The sequence below is a fragment of the Planococcus lenghuensis genome (assembly GCF_001999905.1).
Lineage (GTDB): Bacteria > Bacillota > Bacilli > Bacillales_A > Planococcaceae > Indiicoccus > Indiicoccus lenghuensis.
The window spans coordinates 1,886,857-1,901,482 of sequence record NZ_CP019640.1 but is presented as its reverse complement, the minus strand read 5'-3'; the positions used below and the strand labels follow the sequence as shown (position 1 = coordinate 1,901,482).

At 51.5% G+C, this 14,626-nt stretch carries 17 protein-coding genes; 10 read left to right on the top strand and 7 right to left on the bottom strand.

Annotation, left to right across the window (positions count from 1 at the left end):
* Positions 1 to 20: 20 nt before the first annotated feature.
* Complete coding sequence (locus B0X71_RS21765; protein ID WP_408634091.1) at positions 21 to 239, bottom strand: tyrosine-type recombinase/integrase; 219 nt, start codon at positions 237 to 239, stop codon at positions 21 to 23.
* A complete protein-coding gene (xerS, locus tag B0X71_RS09775) occupies positions 236 to 1,030 on the bottom strand; it encodes a tyrosine recombinase XerS (protein WP_408634143.1) in 795 nt (264 codons plus the stop codon). The genes B0X71_RS21765 and xerS overlap by 4 nt, the downstream gene beginning before the upstream one ends.
* Before the next feature lie 43 nt (positions 1,031 to 1,073).
* Between xerS and B0X71_RS09770 the strand changes: the two genes are divergently transcribed.
* Together B0X71_RS09770 and B0X71_RS09765 are read left to right on the top strand one after the other, a co-directional pair.
* The gene (locus tag B0X71_RS09770) at positions 1,074 to 1,553 is read left to right on the top strand and encodes a hypothetical protein (protein WP_156889842.1); all 480 of its coding nucleotides are present in this window, start codon (positions 1,074 to 1,076) and stop codon (positions 1,551 to 1,553) included.
* 231 nt (positions 1,554 to 1,784) lie between these two features.
* Positions 1,785 to 2,369, top strand: coding sequence for a histidine phosphatase family protein (locus tag B0X71_RS09765; protein WP_077589230.1), 585 nt, complete (start codon positions 1,785 to 1,787; stop codon positions 2,367 to 2,369).
* An 18-nt stretch (positions 2,370 to 2,387) separates the two neighbouring features.
* Here the strand turns inward: B0X71_RS09765 and B0X71_RS09760 are convergent, their stop codons facing one another.
* Both B0X71_RS09760 and B0X71_RS09755 read right to left on the bottom strand, forming a co-directional pair.
* Positions 2,388 to 2,726: a hypothetical protein gene (locus tag B0X71_RS09760; protein WP_077589229.1), complete on the bottom strand. Its 339-nt coding sequence runs from the start codon at positions 2,724 to 2,726 to the stop codon at positions 2,388 to 2,390.
* A gap of 145 nt (positions 2,727 to 2,871) precedes the next feature.
* A complete protein-coding gene (locus tag B0X71_RS09755; RefSeq protein WP_077589228.1) occupies positions 2,872 to 3,498 on the bottom strand; it encodes a C40 family peptidase in 627 nt (208 codons plus the stop codon).
* Between the two features lie 516 nt (positions 3,499 to 4,014).
* On the opposite strand from B0X71_RS09755, the gene B0X71_RS09750 reads away from it, so the two are divergent.
* The 6 genes from B0X71_RS09750 (at position 4,015) to B0X71_RS09725 (ending at position 9,995) form a co-directional block, all read left to right on the top strand.
* The gene (locus B0X71_RS09750) at positions 4,015 to 4,749 is read left to right on the top strand and encodes an urease accessory protein UreH domain-containing protein (protein WP_077589227.1); all 735 of its coding nucleotides are present in this window, start codon (positions 4,015 to 4,017) and stop codon (positions 4,747 to 4,749) included.
* Positions 4,750 to 4,823: 74 nt separating this feature from the next.
* Positions 4,824 to 5,528: a response regulator transcription factor gene (locus tag B0X71_RS09745; RefSeq protein WP_077589226.1), complete on the top strand. Its 705-nt coding sequence runs from the start codon at positions 4,824 to 4,826 to the stop codon at positions 5,526 to 5,528.
* Entirely contained in the window at positions 5,525 to 6,928 is a 1,404-nt protein-coding gene (locus B0X71_RS09740) for a sensor histidine kinase (RefSeq protein WP_077589225.1), read from the top strand. Before B0X71_RS09745 ends, B0X71_RS09740 begins: the two co-directional genes overlap by 4 nt.
* A complete protein-coding gene (locus tag B0X71_RS09735) occupies positions 6,925 to 7,125 on the top strand; it encodes a hypothetical protein (protein WP_077589224.1) in 201 nt (66 codons plus the stop codon). The genes B0X71_RS09740 and B0X71_RS09735 overlap by 4 nt, the downstream gene beginning before the upstream one ends.
* 31 nt (positions 7,126 to 7,156) lie before the next feature.
* Positions 7,157 to 9,061, top strand: a complete 1,905-nt coding sequence (locus B0X71_RS09730) for a copper resistance protein CopC (RefSeq protein WP_198038561.1) — start codon at positions 7,157 to 7,159, stop codon at positions 9,059 to 9,061.
* Positions 9,062 to 9,179: 118 nt separating this feature from the next.
* Entirely contained in the window at positions 9,180 to 9,995 is an 816-nt protein-coding gene (locus B0X71_RS09725; protein ID WP_077589222.1) for a SurA N-terminal domain-containing protein, read from the top strand.
* Positions 9,996 to 10,075: 80 nt separating this feature from the next.
* Here B0X71_RS09725 and B0X71_RS20920 read toward each other — a convergent pair whose 3' ends face one another.
* From B0X71_RS20920 to B0X71_RS09715, 3 genes are read right to left on the bottom strand one after another with little or no spacing between them, the layout of a single operon-like run.
* Positions 10,076 to 10,237 (bottom strand): hypothetical protein, encoded by a 162-nt coding sequence (locus tag B0X71_RS20920; protein WP_156889841.1) that lies wholly within the window; start codon positions 10,235 to 10,237, stop codon positions 10,076 to 10,078.
* Between the two features lie 22 nt (positions 10,238 to 10,259).
* Complete coding sequence (locus B0X71_RS09720; RefSeq protein WP_077589221.1) at positions 10,260 to 11,126, bottom strand: permease; 867 nt, start codon at positions 11,124 to 11,126, stop codon at positions 10,260 to 10,262.
* Between the two features lie 52 nt (positions 11,127 to 11,178).
* Complete coding sequence (locus tag B0X71_RS09715) at positions 11,179 to 11,628, bottom strand: MarR family winged helix-turn-helix transcriptional regulator (RefSeq protein WP_077589220.1); 450 nt, start codon at positions 11,626 to 11,628, stop codon at positions 11,179 to 11,181.
* A gap of 158 nt (positions 11,629 to 11,786) precedes the next feature.
* Here B0X71_RS09715 and B0X71_RS09710 point away from each other — a divergent pair, with 158 nt between their 5' ends.
* Together B0X71_RS09710 and B0X71_RS09705 are read left to right on the top strand one after the other, a co-directional pair.
* Entirely contained in the window at positions 11,787 to 13,235 is a 1,449-nt protein-coding gene (locus B0X71_RS09710; protein ID WP_077589219.1) for an FAD-binding oxidoreductase, read from the top strand.
* On the top strand, positions 13,235 to 13,861 hold the full coding sequence (locus B0X71_RS09705) for an MFS transporter (RefSeq protein WP_077590963.1): 627 nt from the start codon (positions 13,235 to 13,237) through the stop codon (positions 13,859 to 13,861). The genes B0X71_RS09710 and B0X71_RS09705 overlap by 1 nt, the downstream gene beginning before the upstream one ends.
* The last annotated feature ends 765 nt before the right edge of the window (positions 13,862 to 14,626 follow it).

Sequence of the window (14,626 nt, the reverse complement as noted above, 5' to 3'; positions counted from 1 at the left end):
ACCAAGAGACTGGTTTTACGTTATTTAGATGTTTGATCAGAGATATTGGGTTGCCGTTTTTGTATACGGTTTTTTTCCATTCGGTTAAGCACTTGTTCTAGATCTTTATTGGAGAGATTCGTATATAAAGAAGTGGTTTCAATGTTGCTATGACCTAACTGGTCACGTAATAACACGATACTTCCACCATTTCGGATAAAATCCGCCCCAAAACTATGTCGCAATTTGTGCGAACTCATGCCCTCTCCCTGAGCAAATGCCGCAGTGTACTTCGCAACCAATTTTCGATGGCTCGACGAGAGAGAGGGCGGGCAGTGCCTCCATATAACGTGACGAATAGGAACGGAACATCCTTAGCGCCTTTATAGCGGCTTTCTCGGATATCCAGATACGCTCTCACATGCTCGATCGCCTGATCCATGACATTCACCGTATCCTCTTTGCTGCCTTTCCGTCTGATATCGATCACTTGTTTTTTTAGGTTCACTTTCTTTAGTAGCATGCGCGCTGTTTCGCCAAGCCGGATGCCACTGCCAAGGAAGAGGGAGAGGATGGCTAAATCTCTCTCTTTATCTCGGTTGAATCGCTGTTTTGCAATGTTACTTTCTAAGGTTTCTTCATATTCGTGTTCAACGAAATGAAGGAACTCACTAATTTCTTGTTCATTTAGGATAACGGAACTGATTTTCTGAGCACGGCGGCTGGCCGTCTCTTTTTTTGTGTGAAGAATGATTTTGCTCATCACGTTCCGATAGAAGTACGACTCACCGTCCTCATGTTCAGTTTCCTTCGTCAGGTAATTGAATAGGGATTTCAAAGCATGAACTGAGAGGTTAACGACAGCATCTCCACGTTTTTTCGTCGTCTCCTTTTCGTAATTGATCGACTCCTCCCGCAGAAATTCAATATACAGCTCCACGTCCTGTTTCCGGAATTTCTCAAGCACTTCATAGGGGATAGAAGAGACGTTTGCTGCATCAGTATGGCCTTCTCTGAGCAGCCACTTAAAGAAGTGCTGGTAGCGGTACAGGTACTGGAGAAGCGTATCCGCAGACGTCCCGGCAGAAGAAGTGGTGCAGGAAGCTGAAGTGATTGTAACCGGAACGTATGATTTTACTGATACACCAGTGGAAGGGGATTTTATTTTTCAGGGCTATCCGTTCAATGTCACTGAACAGATCAAAGGAACGGCGGAAGACTCCCTCATTGCCGGCATTGATATATATGATACCGGCTGGGTGAAGGAGTTCCAGGACAGTGGCGGCGAATTCCTGCTCTTTTTGGCTCCATCCGAAGAAGCGTTCATGGTGCCAGTCGGCGGACCGAATGGCATGATTGAGCTGCAGGATGGTGAAGTGATCCGGCAAGACGCAGATGAAGCGGCAGTCTTCGAGCGGGTGCTTCGAGGAGAAGAGATCCCGTCCGCCGCTCCGGCATCGGTTGAACAAGACAGCGGCCAGGGACTTTGGATCCTAGCGGGCGTGATCATCGCCCTCGCTGTCCTTCTCGTGTTCTTCGGTTTACGGGCTGTACGAAACCGGCCAAGCCCGTGATTCGCTAATTGATAGAAAAAAACGCCGTTTTAACTCGAAATGGCGTTTTTTTTGCTTGGACTGTTTATCATTCGCGGAGGCATCGATAAAAATTCATGTCACCTGGGATAAGTTTCCGATTGTTGACCCATCCTATATGTGGTAATATTATTCATTAATTCAGAAAGATGAAGTGAATCATATAGCCGTATTTGACCTACTAAATTTACTTGAAAGAGGAGGGGAATTTGAATGACCATCATTTATTTGATCCGGCACGGCGAAACCGATTGGAACGCAATGGAGCGGATTCAAGGGCAGACCGATATCCCGCTCAACGAAACCGGCAAGCGGCAGGCAGCAGCAAGTGCCTCCCATTTGAAAACCGCTGACTGGGATGTAATGATCACGAGTCCGTTGGCGCGCACCAAAGAAACCGCTGAAATCATCAATGCGGAATTGAATCTGCCGCTATATGAAATGGAGAATTTCGTGGAACGGGGCTTCGGTCAGGCGGAAGGCATGACGTTGGCTGACCGGGCGGCGATTTTCCCGGACCGGATCTATCCCGGACAGGAGGAATGGGCGGACCTTACCCGTCGCGTACTGGATGGTCTTGCGGAGATCCGTCAGAACTTCCCGGACCGCAATGTCCTGCTCGTGTCGCATGGCGGCGTTATTAATGCCCTTCTTTCGGAATTGTCCAATGGGGAGATCGGCTCCGGCAAGACGAAACTGACGAATGCGAGCATCAGCCACATTCATTTCCAGGAAGAACAATGGCTGATCCGGGATTTCAATCGAACGGATCATCTTTTATCGGTTGAACCGCAGTAAATCAAGCTGCACGCGAGCTTAGTTGATGATTTCCCAAGCCTGGCTGTCTTCCATTTCAACGAATGTGTTAAAGACACCGAGCGCCCGGACAGTGATATCGTTCCCGTCTTGGTCCCGATACGTTTTTTCCGCTGTCATGAATAGACCGCTATCTCGGATATGCCGGGACTTTTCCGAGAGGATGGCGTCATTGTGCCGGCAATTGAATTCCGCTTCCCTTTCCAGCGGATCATCGCACGTGATGCCTTGTGCATCTGCTGTCCATGTTTCAAATTCATCCGCTGTTGGTACGGTCAGCATCAGCCCTAAGACCACAATCGACAACGTGCCGAAAATCAGGCTGAATATCCGGATCATCTGCAACACCTCCTTATAAGGTTAACTTCAACAGAAAGTATAGATTCCCTTTATTCTGGAAAATGAGCTTTCCCGTTTTCATGAGTATACGCAAAAAACCCGACCAGGAATTACCTGGTCGGGTTTCATTATGACTGGAATTATATTATATTCTGCCGAATCCAGCGAAATGGTCGCCCCAGTATGGGCCGTAGACGCTATCAACGTTGACGCTGCCGCCGTTAGCAGAGATCATTTTGCCGTTGCCGAGGTAGATCCCTACATGCGAGATGCCCGCTTTGTACGTGCCGGCGAAGAACACGAGGTCGCCCGGCTGCGGGTTGCTCACTTTATCCGCCATGTTGTAATAGCCTTGGGCATTCGTACGGCCGACATCATGGCCCGCTTTGTTCAGCGTGTAGTAGATGAAGCCGCTGCAGTCAAAACCGGCCGGTGACGATCCGCCCCAAACATAAGGAACGCCCGCGTACTGCTTTGCGATACTTGCGACCGATGAGTACGAATTGCTTTCATACTGCGCTTTCACGCTCGGTGCCGAGCTGGATGAAGAGCCGCCGCTTGTCCGGATGGACTGGCCCGGGTAGATCAGGTGGCCGGAAATGCCGTTGATCGACTGCAGGCTGGAAACGGATGTGCCGTAGCTCTGGGCAATCGCCCAGAGGCTGTCACCGGATTGAACTTTATAGGTCGCTGCACTTGCTGGTGCGGCGACGGCAGAAGACAAGGCGACAGTAGCAGTAAGGGCGAGTAACGCTTTTTTGGTTCTTTTCATAATGATAACGTGCTCCTTTGTAGCGGGAATCCATTCGTACCATCCGGTAACTGGCCATCCGCAAGATAGTTTTGTGGGTCCGTGTCTGCAACATTTATATACGCTATAATGATGATTCTTGATTTCATTTATCTTGATGCACGAATTCTCGAAGTTGCTTCTCTGTTGAAGCCTAGCTCAGTGTATCATGGATAAATGCAAAATAAACCCTTGTAATGGCTTTGTGAAGATACTCTAATATTTCTGTTACAGTCTGTGATGTTCTTAATAATTGAAACAAAAGGCGCAGAAGTGTTGGCATGACAAGGAAACAAAGAGAAGAATGGTGTCTTAAGACGGATATTTTCCGCTGCCATTGTAATAATTGAAAATCGGAATTCTGCTTCAATTCCTTCCTTTGGCTGTTCAGTTTGCGGTTTTTCACTGGAATAGGCTGCCTCAGCAGAACTTCATATTTTCTACACGGTTTTTGTTTACAATAATACGAATGACTTTCATGAAAGACGGTGATGACCGGTGTACACATTAATCAGTCAATTGAGCAGTTGGCTTATGGATCCATTCCTGAACCTTTCGGCCGGGCTAGAAGGCGTCCCGCTCGTTTTCGCCTTTTTACTGGGCATCATCGGTGCGATGGCGCCGTGCCAATTCACTGGAAATATTGGAGCTGTAACGTACTATGGGAATAAATCCTTGCAGCAAGGCCTCGCCTGGCGGGATGTTTTGTTCTTCAATCTTGGAAAAATCACGGTATTCACTGGTCTCGGCCTGCTCGTCTGGCTAGTCGGAAGCGGTGTGGAAAACGAATTGACCGCTTATTTTCCGTGGATCCGGAAAATGACCGGCCCGCTGTTCATTATTGTGGGAACCGTATTGCTTGGCGTCATTACGATTCGCAAAAACTGGACACTCTTCAAGCTGCCCGACCGGCTGACCCGGGACGGCAAGGCGGGTTCTTTCCTATTAGGCGCCGGATTCTCACTCGGTTTTTGCCCGACAATGTTCATTCTGTTCTTTTTCACGCTCATGCCGGTGGCGCTTGGCACGCCGTATGGATTGGCGCTGCCGGGCGTGTTCGCGATCGGCACATCATTGCCGCTGTTTATCGCGATCTTCCTGATCTGGTATTATGGAGCCGGTGGGGCAATTTTGAAAAAAGGCCGGAAAGTCGGGCTGATTGTCCAGCGGGTCGCCGGTGTGGCGCTCATCGTATTGGGGATTCTTGATACGCTGATGTACTGGACCGTTTGAGGCGACAATTACGACCATCCGAGTCAGTGTAAACGGAAGCAAGCATGAGATGGAACGATAAGGAGTGAGGTGCAATGGAGGGCCGGGAACGGATACTGATTGTGGACGATGAATGGAATATGCGGAATTTGTTGAAAGTTCATTTGTTTGCGCATTTCGAAACGGCGGAAGCGGCGGACGGACCGGAGGCACTTGCTTTGCTGGCTCAGCAGCGGTTCAGCCTGGTGATTCTCGATATTATGATGCCCGGCATGGATGGCTGGGAAGTGTGCGCGAAGATCCGGGAAACGAGCCAAGTGCCGATTTTGATGCTGACGGCAAGAGGCGATGTGAAAGATAAAGTCGAGGGGTTATCGGCCGGTGCGGACGATTACCTCGTGAAACCGTTCAATGCCGAGGAATTGGTGGCGCGGGTAAAAGCGCTGATCCGGCGCTCCCAGCTGACGCCGCCGACTGACGCGGAAGACGTCATCCAAATCGCCGATTTAAAGATCGACCGGCAGGCCCGGCTCGTCTACGCCGGCACCTCAGTGCTCGATCTGACACCGAAGGAATTCGATTTGATCGAGCTGCTCGCCACCCACCCGAAAATCATCTTCACGCGGGAGATGTTGATGGACCGCGTATGGGGCATCCATGAAGTGCGCGAGATGCGCACGGCGGATACCCATGTAAAAAATGTGCGGGAGAAATTCCGGAAGCACGGCTTGTCGTTCAATCCGATCCGGACAGTGTGGGGCAAAGGCTATACGTTTCAGCGGCCGGACGCGGCGCAATGAAGCAGACGAGCATCGTCGTCAAACTGGGGGCGAGCATGCTGGTGCTTGTACTGGCCATCGTGCTGCCGCTCGGCTTTGTATTAAATCAATTGTTTGCGAATTTTTATTTTAACGAAACGGAAGAAGAACTGGACCGGCTGTCCGACCGCTATGCCGCATCGATTACGTCGCTGGGGACAGAACAGCTTGTGTTGTTTGAGCGGCTGTCATCGCTGACAGACCGGCCGATCGTCGTTGTGGATGATGAAGGCATGGTCGTGGCGAACTCCGGTGTGGCAGGACTTCCGGAAGGCAGACGCGTGGCTTCGGCGGAACTGGCCCAGCTGACCGACAGTGCAACCCGCCAGGAAGAATACGTGGACCCGGTCACCGGTATCCGCTATTTGAGTATCGGCAAGCCGATCGTCGAACAGGATGAATTGATCGGGGCGGTGTTTGTGTTGGATGCCGCGGAAGATCTGTATCAATCCCTCGCCGCTGTCCGCCAGTCGGTGATTTTATCGGCGACGGGTGCCGTGCTGCTCGCGCTTGGATTTACACTCATCCTGTCCCGCCGGCTGTCGGATCCGCTCGTCGATATGGCACGGGCAGCGCGCAAAATGGCAAAAGGCGATCTCGCAACGCGGGTTGCCGCCGGTGGTCATGATGAAGTGGGCGCGCTTGCCGCGGCCATCAATGACTTGGCCGTGGAACTGCAGCAATACCGGCAAAACCGCCGGCAGTTTTTTGCTGACGTTTCCCATGAACTGCAGACGCCGATGACGTATCTCGAGGGCTATGCCAGTGCGCTTGAAAACAAATTGTATCAAACGGAAGAAGAACAGCAGCACTACATCCGGATCATCCGCCAGGAGACGGACCGCATGTCGCGTCTCGTGCAGGATTTGTTTGAACTGTCCAAAATGGAAGAAGGCAAAATCGCCTTGGTCTTTGAAGAAGTCGATATCATAGAAGTGGCGGAAAACGCCGTTATGAAAACACGGATGCAGGCACAGCAAAAAGGCATTGACATGATCTTCCGGCGGCCCGATACCGCGCCATCAGTCGAAGCGGACGGCGCCCGCATGGAACAGATCTTCACGAATTTAGTGGATAACGCTGTGAAGTATACAGAGAGCGGAACGATCACCGTCACAGTCTCGGCTCAAACAGATATGATGGAAATCACCGTGGCGGATACAGGCTCCGGCATTCCGGCGACAGATTTGCCGCATGTGTTCGACCGGTTTTACCGGGTGGAAAAATCGCGGTCCCGGGAATTCGGCGGTACGGGGCTCGGCCTGGCCATCGTGAAGCAATTGACGGAACTGCAGGGCGGCACGATTGACGTGGCAAGCGAACCGGGCACCGGTACCCGGTTCACGCTCCGGTTTCCGGTTAGGAAGGAGGCGGCCCAGTGACTAAAACAGAATTGGCGATCGCTGTAAGTTTAATCATCGCCGGGTTATTATGTCTGACGATGTCGGGCGGCTTGTTGTTTGATCCGGGGTCAGCTTCATTTTTTGGGACGTTTGTGCAAGTCTGCCTGTGGATGGGCCTGCCGCTCCTCACGGTGGGTATCGTCTACTGGCGTGTTGGATGGAAGAAGAAGCGGTGATAAGTAATTGCAAGAGAGGAAGTTGGTATACGTGATCAAGCGATTAAGCGGCGCGTTCTTGGCAGCGGTCACCCTGCTCGGGTTGTTGCTGCCGGGGGTACCGGCGCTCGCGCATTCTACATTGGAAGACACTTATCCGGAAACGGACGCGGCATTGACCGAAAACCCAGAAACGCTCGAGTTCTGGTTCCGGGATCCGGTTTCTGTGCATGCGGAATCAGTCCGGCTCGTCAATGGGCTCGGGGAACCTCTGCCAGTCAGTCCGGCGGAGATCGACCCGGCTGATGCCACCCATATTGTAAGCCGGGTGCCAGGCGACCTCCCGCCCGGCACGTATACAGCCATCGTGAATGTGATCGCACCGGATGGCTACGTCGTGGAAGAAGAGCTGAAATTTCGGGTGACGGCACCGAAACAGGCAGACGCCCCGGCACCGGCAGAGGAATTGAAGCTGCTCCGTTATTCACCTGATGACGGAGACATCACCACCGGTTCGCCCGAGACGCTGGAGTTCTGGTTCAATCAACCGGCGACGCTCACGGCTGTCGGCGTGTTTGACGATCAGCAGCAGCCGTTTTTCACGACTGACCCGGTCGTGGATCCGAATGATTCGACACATTTGACAGTCGAGTTCACGGAACCGCTCCACGCGGGTACGTATCAAGTAACCTGGTATGCCCGGCCGGCCGACCCGGATGCGTTGCAGCCTGATACGCTGGACGTGTTTTATTTTGCCGTGGATGAATTCACGCCGATCACTCAAGGGAGTGGAACGGCCGTGGAGCAGCTGGATTTATTCGAAAGCGCCGGCATCAAGCAAATCGGCTACTGGCTGTGGTTCACCGGCATGGCGGCTTTGTTCGGCGTGCTGTTTTTTAACGCCGTTATTTTACCGGGGCATCGCTTTGCGCGCTGGCGCCGGGTATCGCTCGGATTATGGGTGCTTGCTGCCGCCGGTGTTGCGATTGTCCTCTTGACGATGCAGGCGGACTTGGGCAACTTGTCCGCGCGTCAGTTCCTGTCGCTGAAATTCGTCTGGGTGCCGCTTGTGCAACTGGCATTATTGGCACTCGCCCTGTTCACCGGCCGGGCCGGGGCGGTGCTTGGCGGTGTTGCCATCGTATTGACGCCGCTTGTGACCGGCCATTCCGCTTATCCGCAATATGGCGGTGTGTGGTCGATTGCCGCAAGCAGCTTGCATCTATTGGCCGTCGCCGGCTGGATCGGCGGGTTACTGGCGCTCATCCTCCTGCCGCGCAAGCAGGAAATGAGCGATGTCTTGCTTGCAGCACTTCCGCGTTATTCCAATTGGGCACTCGGCAGCCTGGTGCTCATCACAGCAACCGGCATTTATATGACATTTGCTTTTGTGCCGTCGTTTTCAGCGGCGAGTTTCCTTGAAAGTGAATGGGGGAAAACGGTCATGATCAAGCTCGCCGTCACCATCCTGATCGCAATCGTCGGATTCCTGCAGCGCCGGACGATCAAACGGCTCTCAGCACAAGCTGTGCATATCGTCGCCACCCGGGGGAAGGCGGAAGTCGTGTATGGCATCATTGCGCTGCTGGCGGCGTCTTTACTCGTCGTCTCCACTCCGAAGGCGGCGGAACAGGGCTTGTATCCCGTAGTGGCAACTGCCGCCGGTCTTGAACTTCATGCGGAACTGACGCCGCTTGAAGCGGGACTCAATGTGCTGACGCTCACATTCGACGGGCAGGAAGTGACGGATGCGGAAGTCGTCCTGTCGATGCCGCCCCGCTATGAGGTCGGATACGACGCATTCCATACCGGAGCCAATGAATTCAAAGTAACCGGTAATCTGCTGCACGCAGCCGGAACGATGGATATGACGGTGATTGCCGTGACTGCGGATGGAGAAGAAACCACTTTTCCGTTCCGCGTCGTCGTACCAGGCGAAATGCGCTTCAATGAATGAGCAGTAATTGGAAAACAGATAGATGATTCCTGCTGTAAGCCCTATTGGGTTTACTCACCGGCTCATTGTGTTACAATAGCGGTCACAATGAGGTATAAAGCGGAAGGGGAATAACTTAATGAAGAAAAAATTACTTTTAAATTTAGCGCTCGGTGGTTCTGTGGCATTATTGGCAGCCTGCGGCGGTACAGAAGAAACAGCTGAAGAAACAGAGGAAGTTGTTGCCGAAGAGGAAGTTACCGAGGAAGCGGTGGAAGAAGAAGCTGAAGTAACGGAAGAACCGGCTGAAGAAGGTGCGGAAGAAGCTGTTGAACCGCCCGCAATACCGGAACCGGACCTTGAAGCGATTCCTGATGTTGTCGCAGTTGTGAACGGCGAAGAAATCACAAAAGATGAATTTGTAACGATTTATACAACGCAATTCCAACAAGCGGCCATGCAGGCGCAATTATCCGGTCAGGAAGTGGATGAAGCGCAGCTGCAGCAACAGCTGGTGGACAGCTTGATCGGACAGGAACTGCTCATCCAGGAAGCGGCCAATCAGGACCTGACCGCGTCACAGGAAGAGATTGACGCGACGCTTGCAGAGTTTGCAGAACAAAACGGCTTGGCGTCAACAGAAGAATTCCTCGCTGCTCTTGAAGAGCAAGGCGTGTCAGCTGAAGAAGTGACGTCACAAGTGGAAACGCAAGTGAAAGTCGAAAAACTGATCACAGCAGAGACGGGCGAATTCACGCCGACAGAAGCCGAGCTTGAAGAGCTGTATGCACAGCTTGAAGAACAGCAGGCACAAACGGGCGGCGGCGAATTGCCTCCGTTTGAAGAAATCCGCCCGGCACTCGAAGATCAGCTCATCGTGCAAAAAGAACGGGAAGCGACACAGACACTGGTTGATGATCTGCGGGAAACTGCAGAAGTCACCGTGAACCTGTAATGCAGACGGGAATAGCAGGAAACAAGAAAGCGGGTGCCGAGTTTCGGCATCCGCTTTTTATGCGTTGGCTTAAAAAGTCTTCAGCAATAGGGACTGGTTTCGGTTTCCGCGTCAGCGGTTTCGGCTTGATGCCCGCGTGTGTCCGCACAGCAGAGAGCTTCCTCCCGCTTCACTTCTTTGATTTCAATGGCACAGCAGCTGTCTTCGTTTTTCCCGCCGAATAATTTGATCAATAGATCCATGATGATGCACTCCTTTTTTCGATTAAATGAGGTAGAACAGGAATCCCGAGACCGACGACATGGTGACGACGGAGGCAATGAATGCTGCCACGAGCCGTTTTTGAAAAATGCTGTTCAGTAATGTGATCTCCGGCAGACTCGCCCCGGCCGAACTGATCATGAGCGCCATGACGGGGGCGATCGCCATGCCTTTGGCCAGCAGGACGGCCGACATTGGAATCATGGCCGACAACCGGATATAGAGCGGAATGCCGATCACAGCGGCGACCGGTACGAGCCACCAGGCCTCTTCACTGAACAGGCCGGCAATCCATTCATCCGGCACCGCCCCGTTGATGACGGCACCGATGGCTGCCCCGAGGATCAGATAGGGTCCGACTGTCTTCATCAATTTCACCATTTCCTGCCAGGCTGTCTGCAAAGAGAATGCAGCAGGTGCCGGCTGACCGCCGCGCATGATAACGTCTTTCACCGCTGTCTGAAAGCCGAGTTTCTCGAGTGATAAGCCGATCACGACCGCCAGAACCCCTGTGATGACCGTGTAAGCAACGGCAACTTTCACGCCGAGCAGGACGGCCATGAGCGTGATGATGGTCGGATCCAAAACCGGTGAAGCGAATAAGAACACCATGACGACACTAAATCGCGTTTTGTTCTGCAGGAGACTGACAACGAACGGAATCGTCGAACAGGAACAAAACGGTGTGACGAACGCCAGGAGGAGTGCGGCAAAGGAACTGACCAAAACGTGCGAACCGTCCATGTACCGGTTGAACCGGTCGTACGGAATAAAACCTTGCAGCACATTGATCAAAAACGATACGACCAGAAACAAGACAACGAGTTCTGCGGCGAGTAAGAGAAAGCTTTCCAGCACCTTTACGAACACAAAACCACCTCCAATCAATTAGTTGCAAAATGCAAGTATTAAGGAAAGAAGATCACCCCGGGAAGGGGGTGCAGCACCGGTCGGACTTGGCCATCGCCCCGTTAAAGAGCCGGATGGATTCGACGACTTTCGCTTGATCTTCTTGGCTTAAATGAGCGAACACGTCCCGCAAATAGGCATTCATCTCCGTGTCGATGTCATCAGCCGTCTTTTTGCCTTCCGGTGTCAGGGCTAACAGCTGGATGCGGCGGTCGGCCGGGTTCGGTGTTTTCCGGACCATTCCCAGCTTGATGAGCGACTGGACTTGCCGGCTGAACGTCGTGATGTCGGTGCCGAGCGTCTCGGCCACTTGCTGCATCGCCGGTGCATGCTGCCGGTCGATTTCATACAGGATGTGGCTCTGAATCGGTGACAAATCGATGTCGCCGGTCTGGCAGCAATTGCGGTTTAAAAAACCGAGGCGACGTGTCATTATGTGAATTTCTTCCCGGATGTCCTGCATTGTGAATCACCTCTTACTTCTGTTATACGCCCACTAGTTGCATTATGCAAGTAATAGTTTTCAGTTTTTTCTTTACATTAAACTTAAAAGGTGTAAAAATACACTTAAAGTAACTTATTGAGAAAAGAATTGATTGCCAGGAGGAAGGAGATGGGACCATGTCAGCCATCAAGCGATTTTTGCCGTTGCTCTATATTGCTGTTTTCAGCGGTTCACTCCTGTTGTATCAGACCCGTATAGCGCACCCGACGCTTGCCGACAGTTCATCACTGCTATCAGTGAAGATGAAAGCGGTCGAAGCAGATTTTACGGAAGCGGAACTGCGGGAGATTGTCCTCAAAGCGAAAAAAGCCGGTGATTCTTTGTCGATCGGGGGCATGCGCCACAGCCAAGGCGGCCAAACACTGTACCCGAATGGCGTTCTGCTGGACATGCGGGGATATGACCGCATTGTATCACTTGATCCGGAAGCGAAACAAATCACCGTCCAGAGCGGCATAACATGGGCAGAGATCCAGGAGGCGATTAACCCGCATGGTTTGGCACTTCAAGTCAGCCAGTCGCAGAATATCTTCACCGTTGGCGGCTCGCTCAGTGTTAATGCGCATGGGCTGGATATCCGCCATGGCGGTATTACCGATCAAGTGGAATCATTCCGATTGCTGATGGCGGATGGGCAAATCCTCCATGTCAGCCGGGAAGAACACGCAGAACTATTCGACTTGGCGCTCGGCGGCTATGGATTATTCGGTGTCATTCTGGACGTCACGCTGCAGCTGACAGATGATGAGTTGTACCGGGTTGAGACGGCAGCGGTCGATTATCAAGAGTACAGCGCATATTTTACGGAAAACGTCTTAGGGAATGAAGCGGTCGGGATGCACCGGGCCCGGATTTCCGTTGCACCTGAAGGTTATTTCACGGAAATGGTGGTTGAGAATTATTTGCGTACGGACAATCAGGAAGCGTTAGTTGCACATGATGCATTAAAGCAGGAGCGGCTTGTTGCATTGCCGAAACTGTTCCTCGGGCTGTCCCGGTGGAGCGATTGGGGCAAAGACGCGCTATGGGACGCACAGGAAGCGTACGCGGCGCAGCTGGACGGTTCGCTCATTTCCCGCAATAACGCGATGCGCTCGGATGCCAAGTTCATGGAGTACAGCGATCCGAACAAAACGGAGGTACTGCAGGAGTATTTTATTCCCGTTGATCAGTATGCTGTGTTTATTGATGATTTACGTACGCTGCTGGCGCAGCATCCTGATTTTAATTTGCTGAATATCACGGTGCGTTACGTGGAAGAGACCGACGGACCGATGCTGTCTTACGCGAATGGGGATATGTTCGGACTTGTAATGCTGATCAATCAAGGGACGAGTGAAGCGGCTATCGAAGAAAACGGCGACGTGATCCGCGCGATGGTGGACTTGGCGCTGGAACATGGCGGCAGTTATTATTTGCCTTATTACAGTTTTCCGACCGATGAGCAGTTCAGCCGCGCTTATCCTGAGGCGGACGTTTTCTTTGAAGCGAAAACCGTCTACGATCCGGAGAACCGGTTTTTAAACTTGTTTTATGAAGAATACGGCAAGGAGGAATCCCCATGATGATGTATCGGCGGTTTGTAAAGTACCAAAGCACCGTCAGCATTGCAGGAAGTATGATTTTTCCGTTTTATGTGCTCTTGCTGAATAATGCGGGGGCGAGTTTCTCTCAATTCGGCTGGGCGTACGGGATATTTGCCTTAACAGCGGCTGTCAGTTATCCGCTGATCGGAAAAATCGCGGATAAAGCGGGGGATGTACCGCTGATGGCCATTTATTCATGGGGTATGGCAGGCTTATTGCTGCTGTTTCCGATTGCTTCTGAGCTGTGGCATGTGTATGTGCTGCAAATCGCAATGGGGCTGCTTGGAGCGGTGCAGAAGAATTCGGAGAAAACGGTGCTGGCTCGGTTGGTGGTCAAAGAGACAGCCGGCAAGGCAATCGGCCATTATCACATCTGGACATCAATCGGAGCGGCATGCGCAGTCATTGCGACGGGATATTTGGTGGATTTCCTGGCAATTGGCAGCATTTTCTATCTAGCATCGATCATTTTTGCCGGGAGCGGCTGGTACTGCATGCGCCTGAGACGGCAAGCGGTCACTGATCTCAAAGTAATGGGTGAAACTCGTAATGAGACAGCAAGCACCAGTAAGCCAAGCCAATGGAGCGAATTAACAGAAAGATAGCATTAATAGTCAGAAATCAACAAAGACTAATGGAAACTGAGACGAGATATGAATTCAGTAATGACATGTGAATCAGAAGTTGTGATACGGGACTGCAGATTAAATTACAAATGGCGCCTAATGCGAATGACGAACAGCTGCGTACGGAATTTCATCCGGACGCAGCTGATTTTTTTATGGAATGAAAATCGATTAGGATAACCAGCACATGTGATAAAGAAGTTGCAGACAGAAATGCGGAAAACTGAGCAAAAAATGCTTAGATTGATGAATCAGTAAAAACAGCAAAAATTCCCGAAAAACCGCTTTTGTCTCACTGTTATAAGTATACTTTTTCAATGAAACCTTACTTCCTATAATTTATATTATGTCTACTAAATTTTGAAAAGCGATTTTCAGCCGCTCACTGACCCTTCCACTCTTCCGGTTATCCCGCCAATTATCCATGATCCTCGTGTTTCTTGATTGCTATGAATTATCGCTGCCTCTTTACTTCCCGCGGCCGGTCCGTGGCTCATTGATGTCCTGCGTCTTGATTGTCCCTGCGCATTCAATGATTGCTGTGTGAAGTTTGCTGCAGATTGTACTGCGTCTCATCAACTTACTGGTTTCAGCGTTCAATGATTGTGCGTTACGATCATCGACAATCTATGTATCCAGCTCACTACAAGCTTATTCATTGCATTTATTTTCCTGTAATTACGTTTGGGATGTTTTTTATTTGCTAACAGCTTGCTTTCCAGAGAACTTTCAGCCAACAAACTT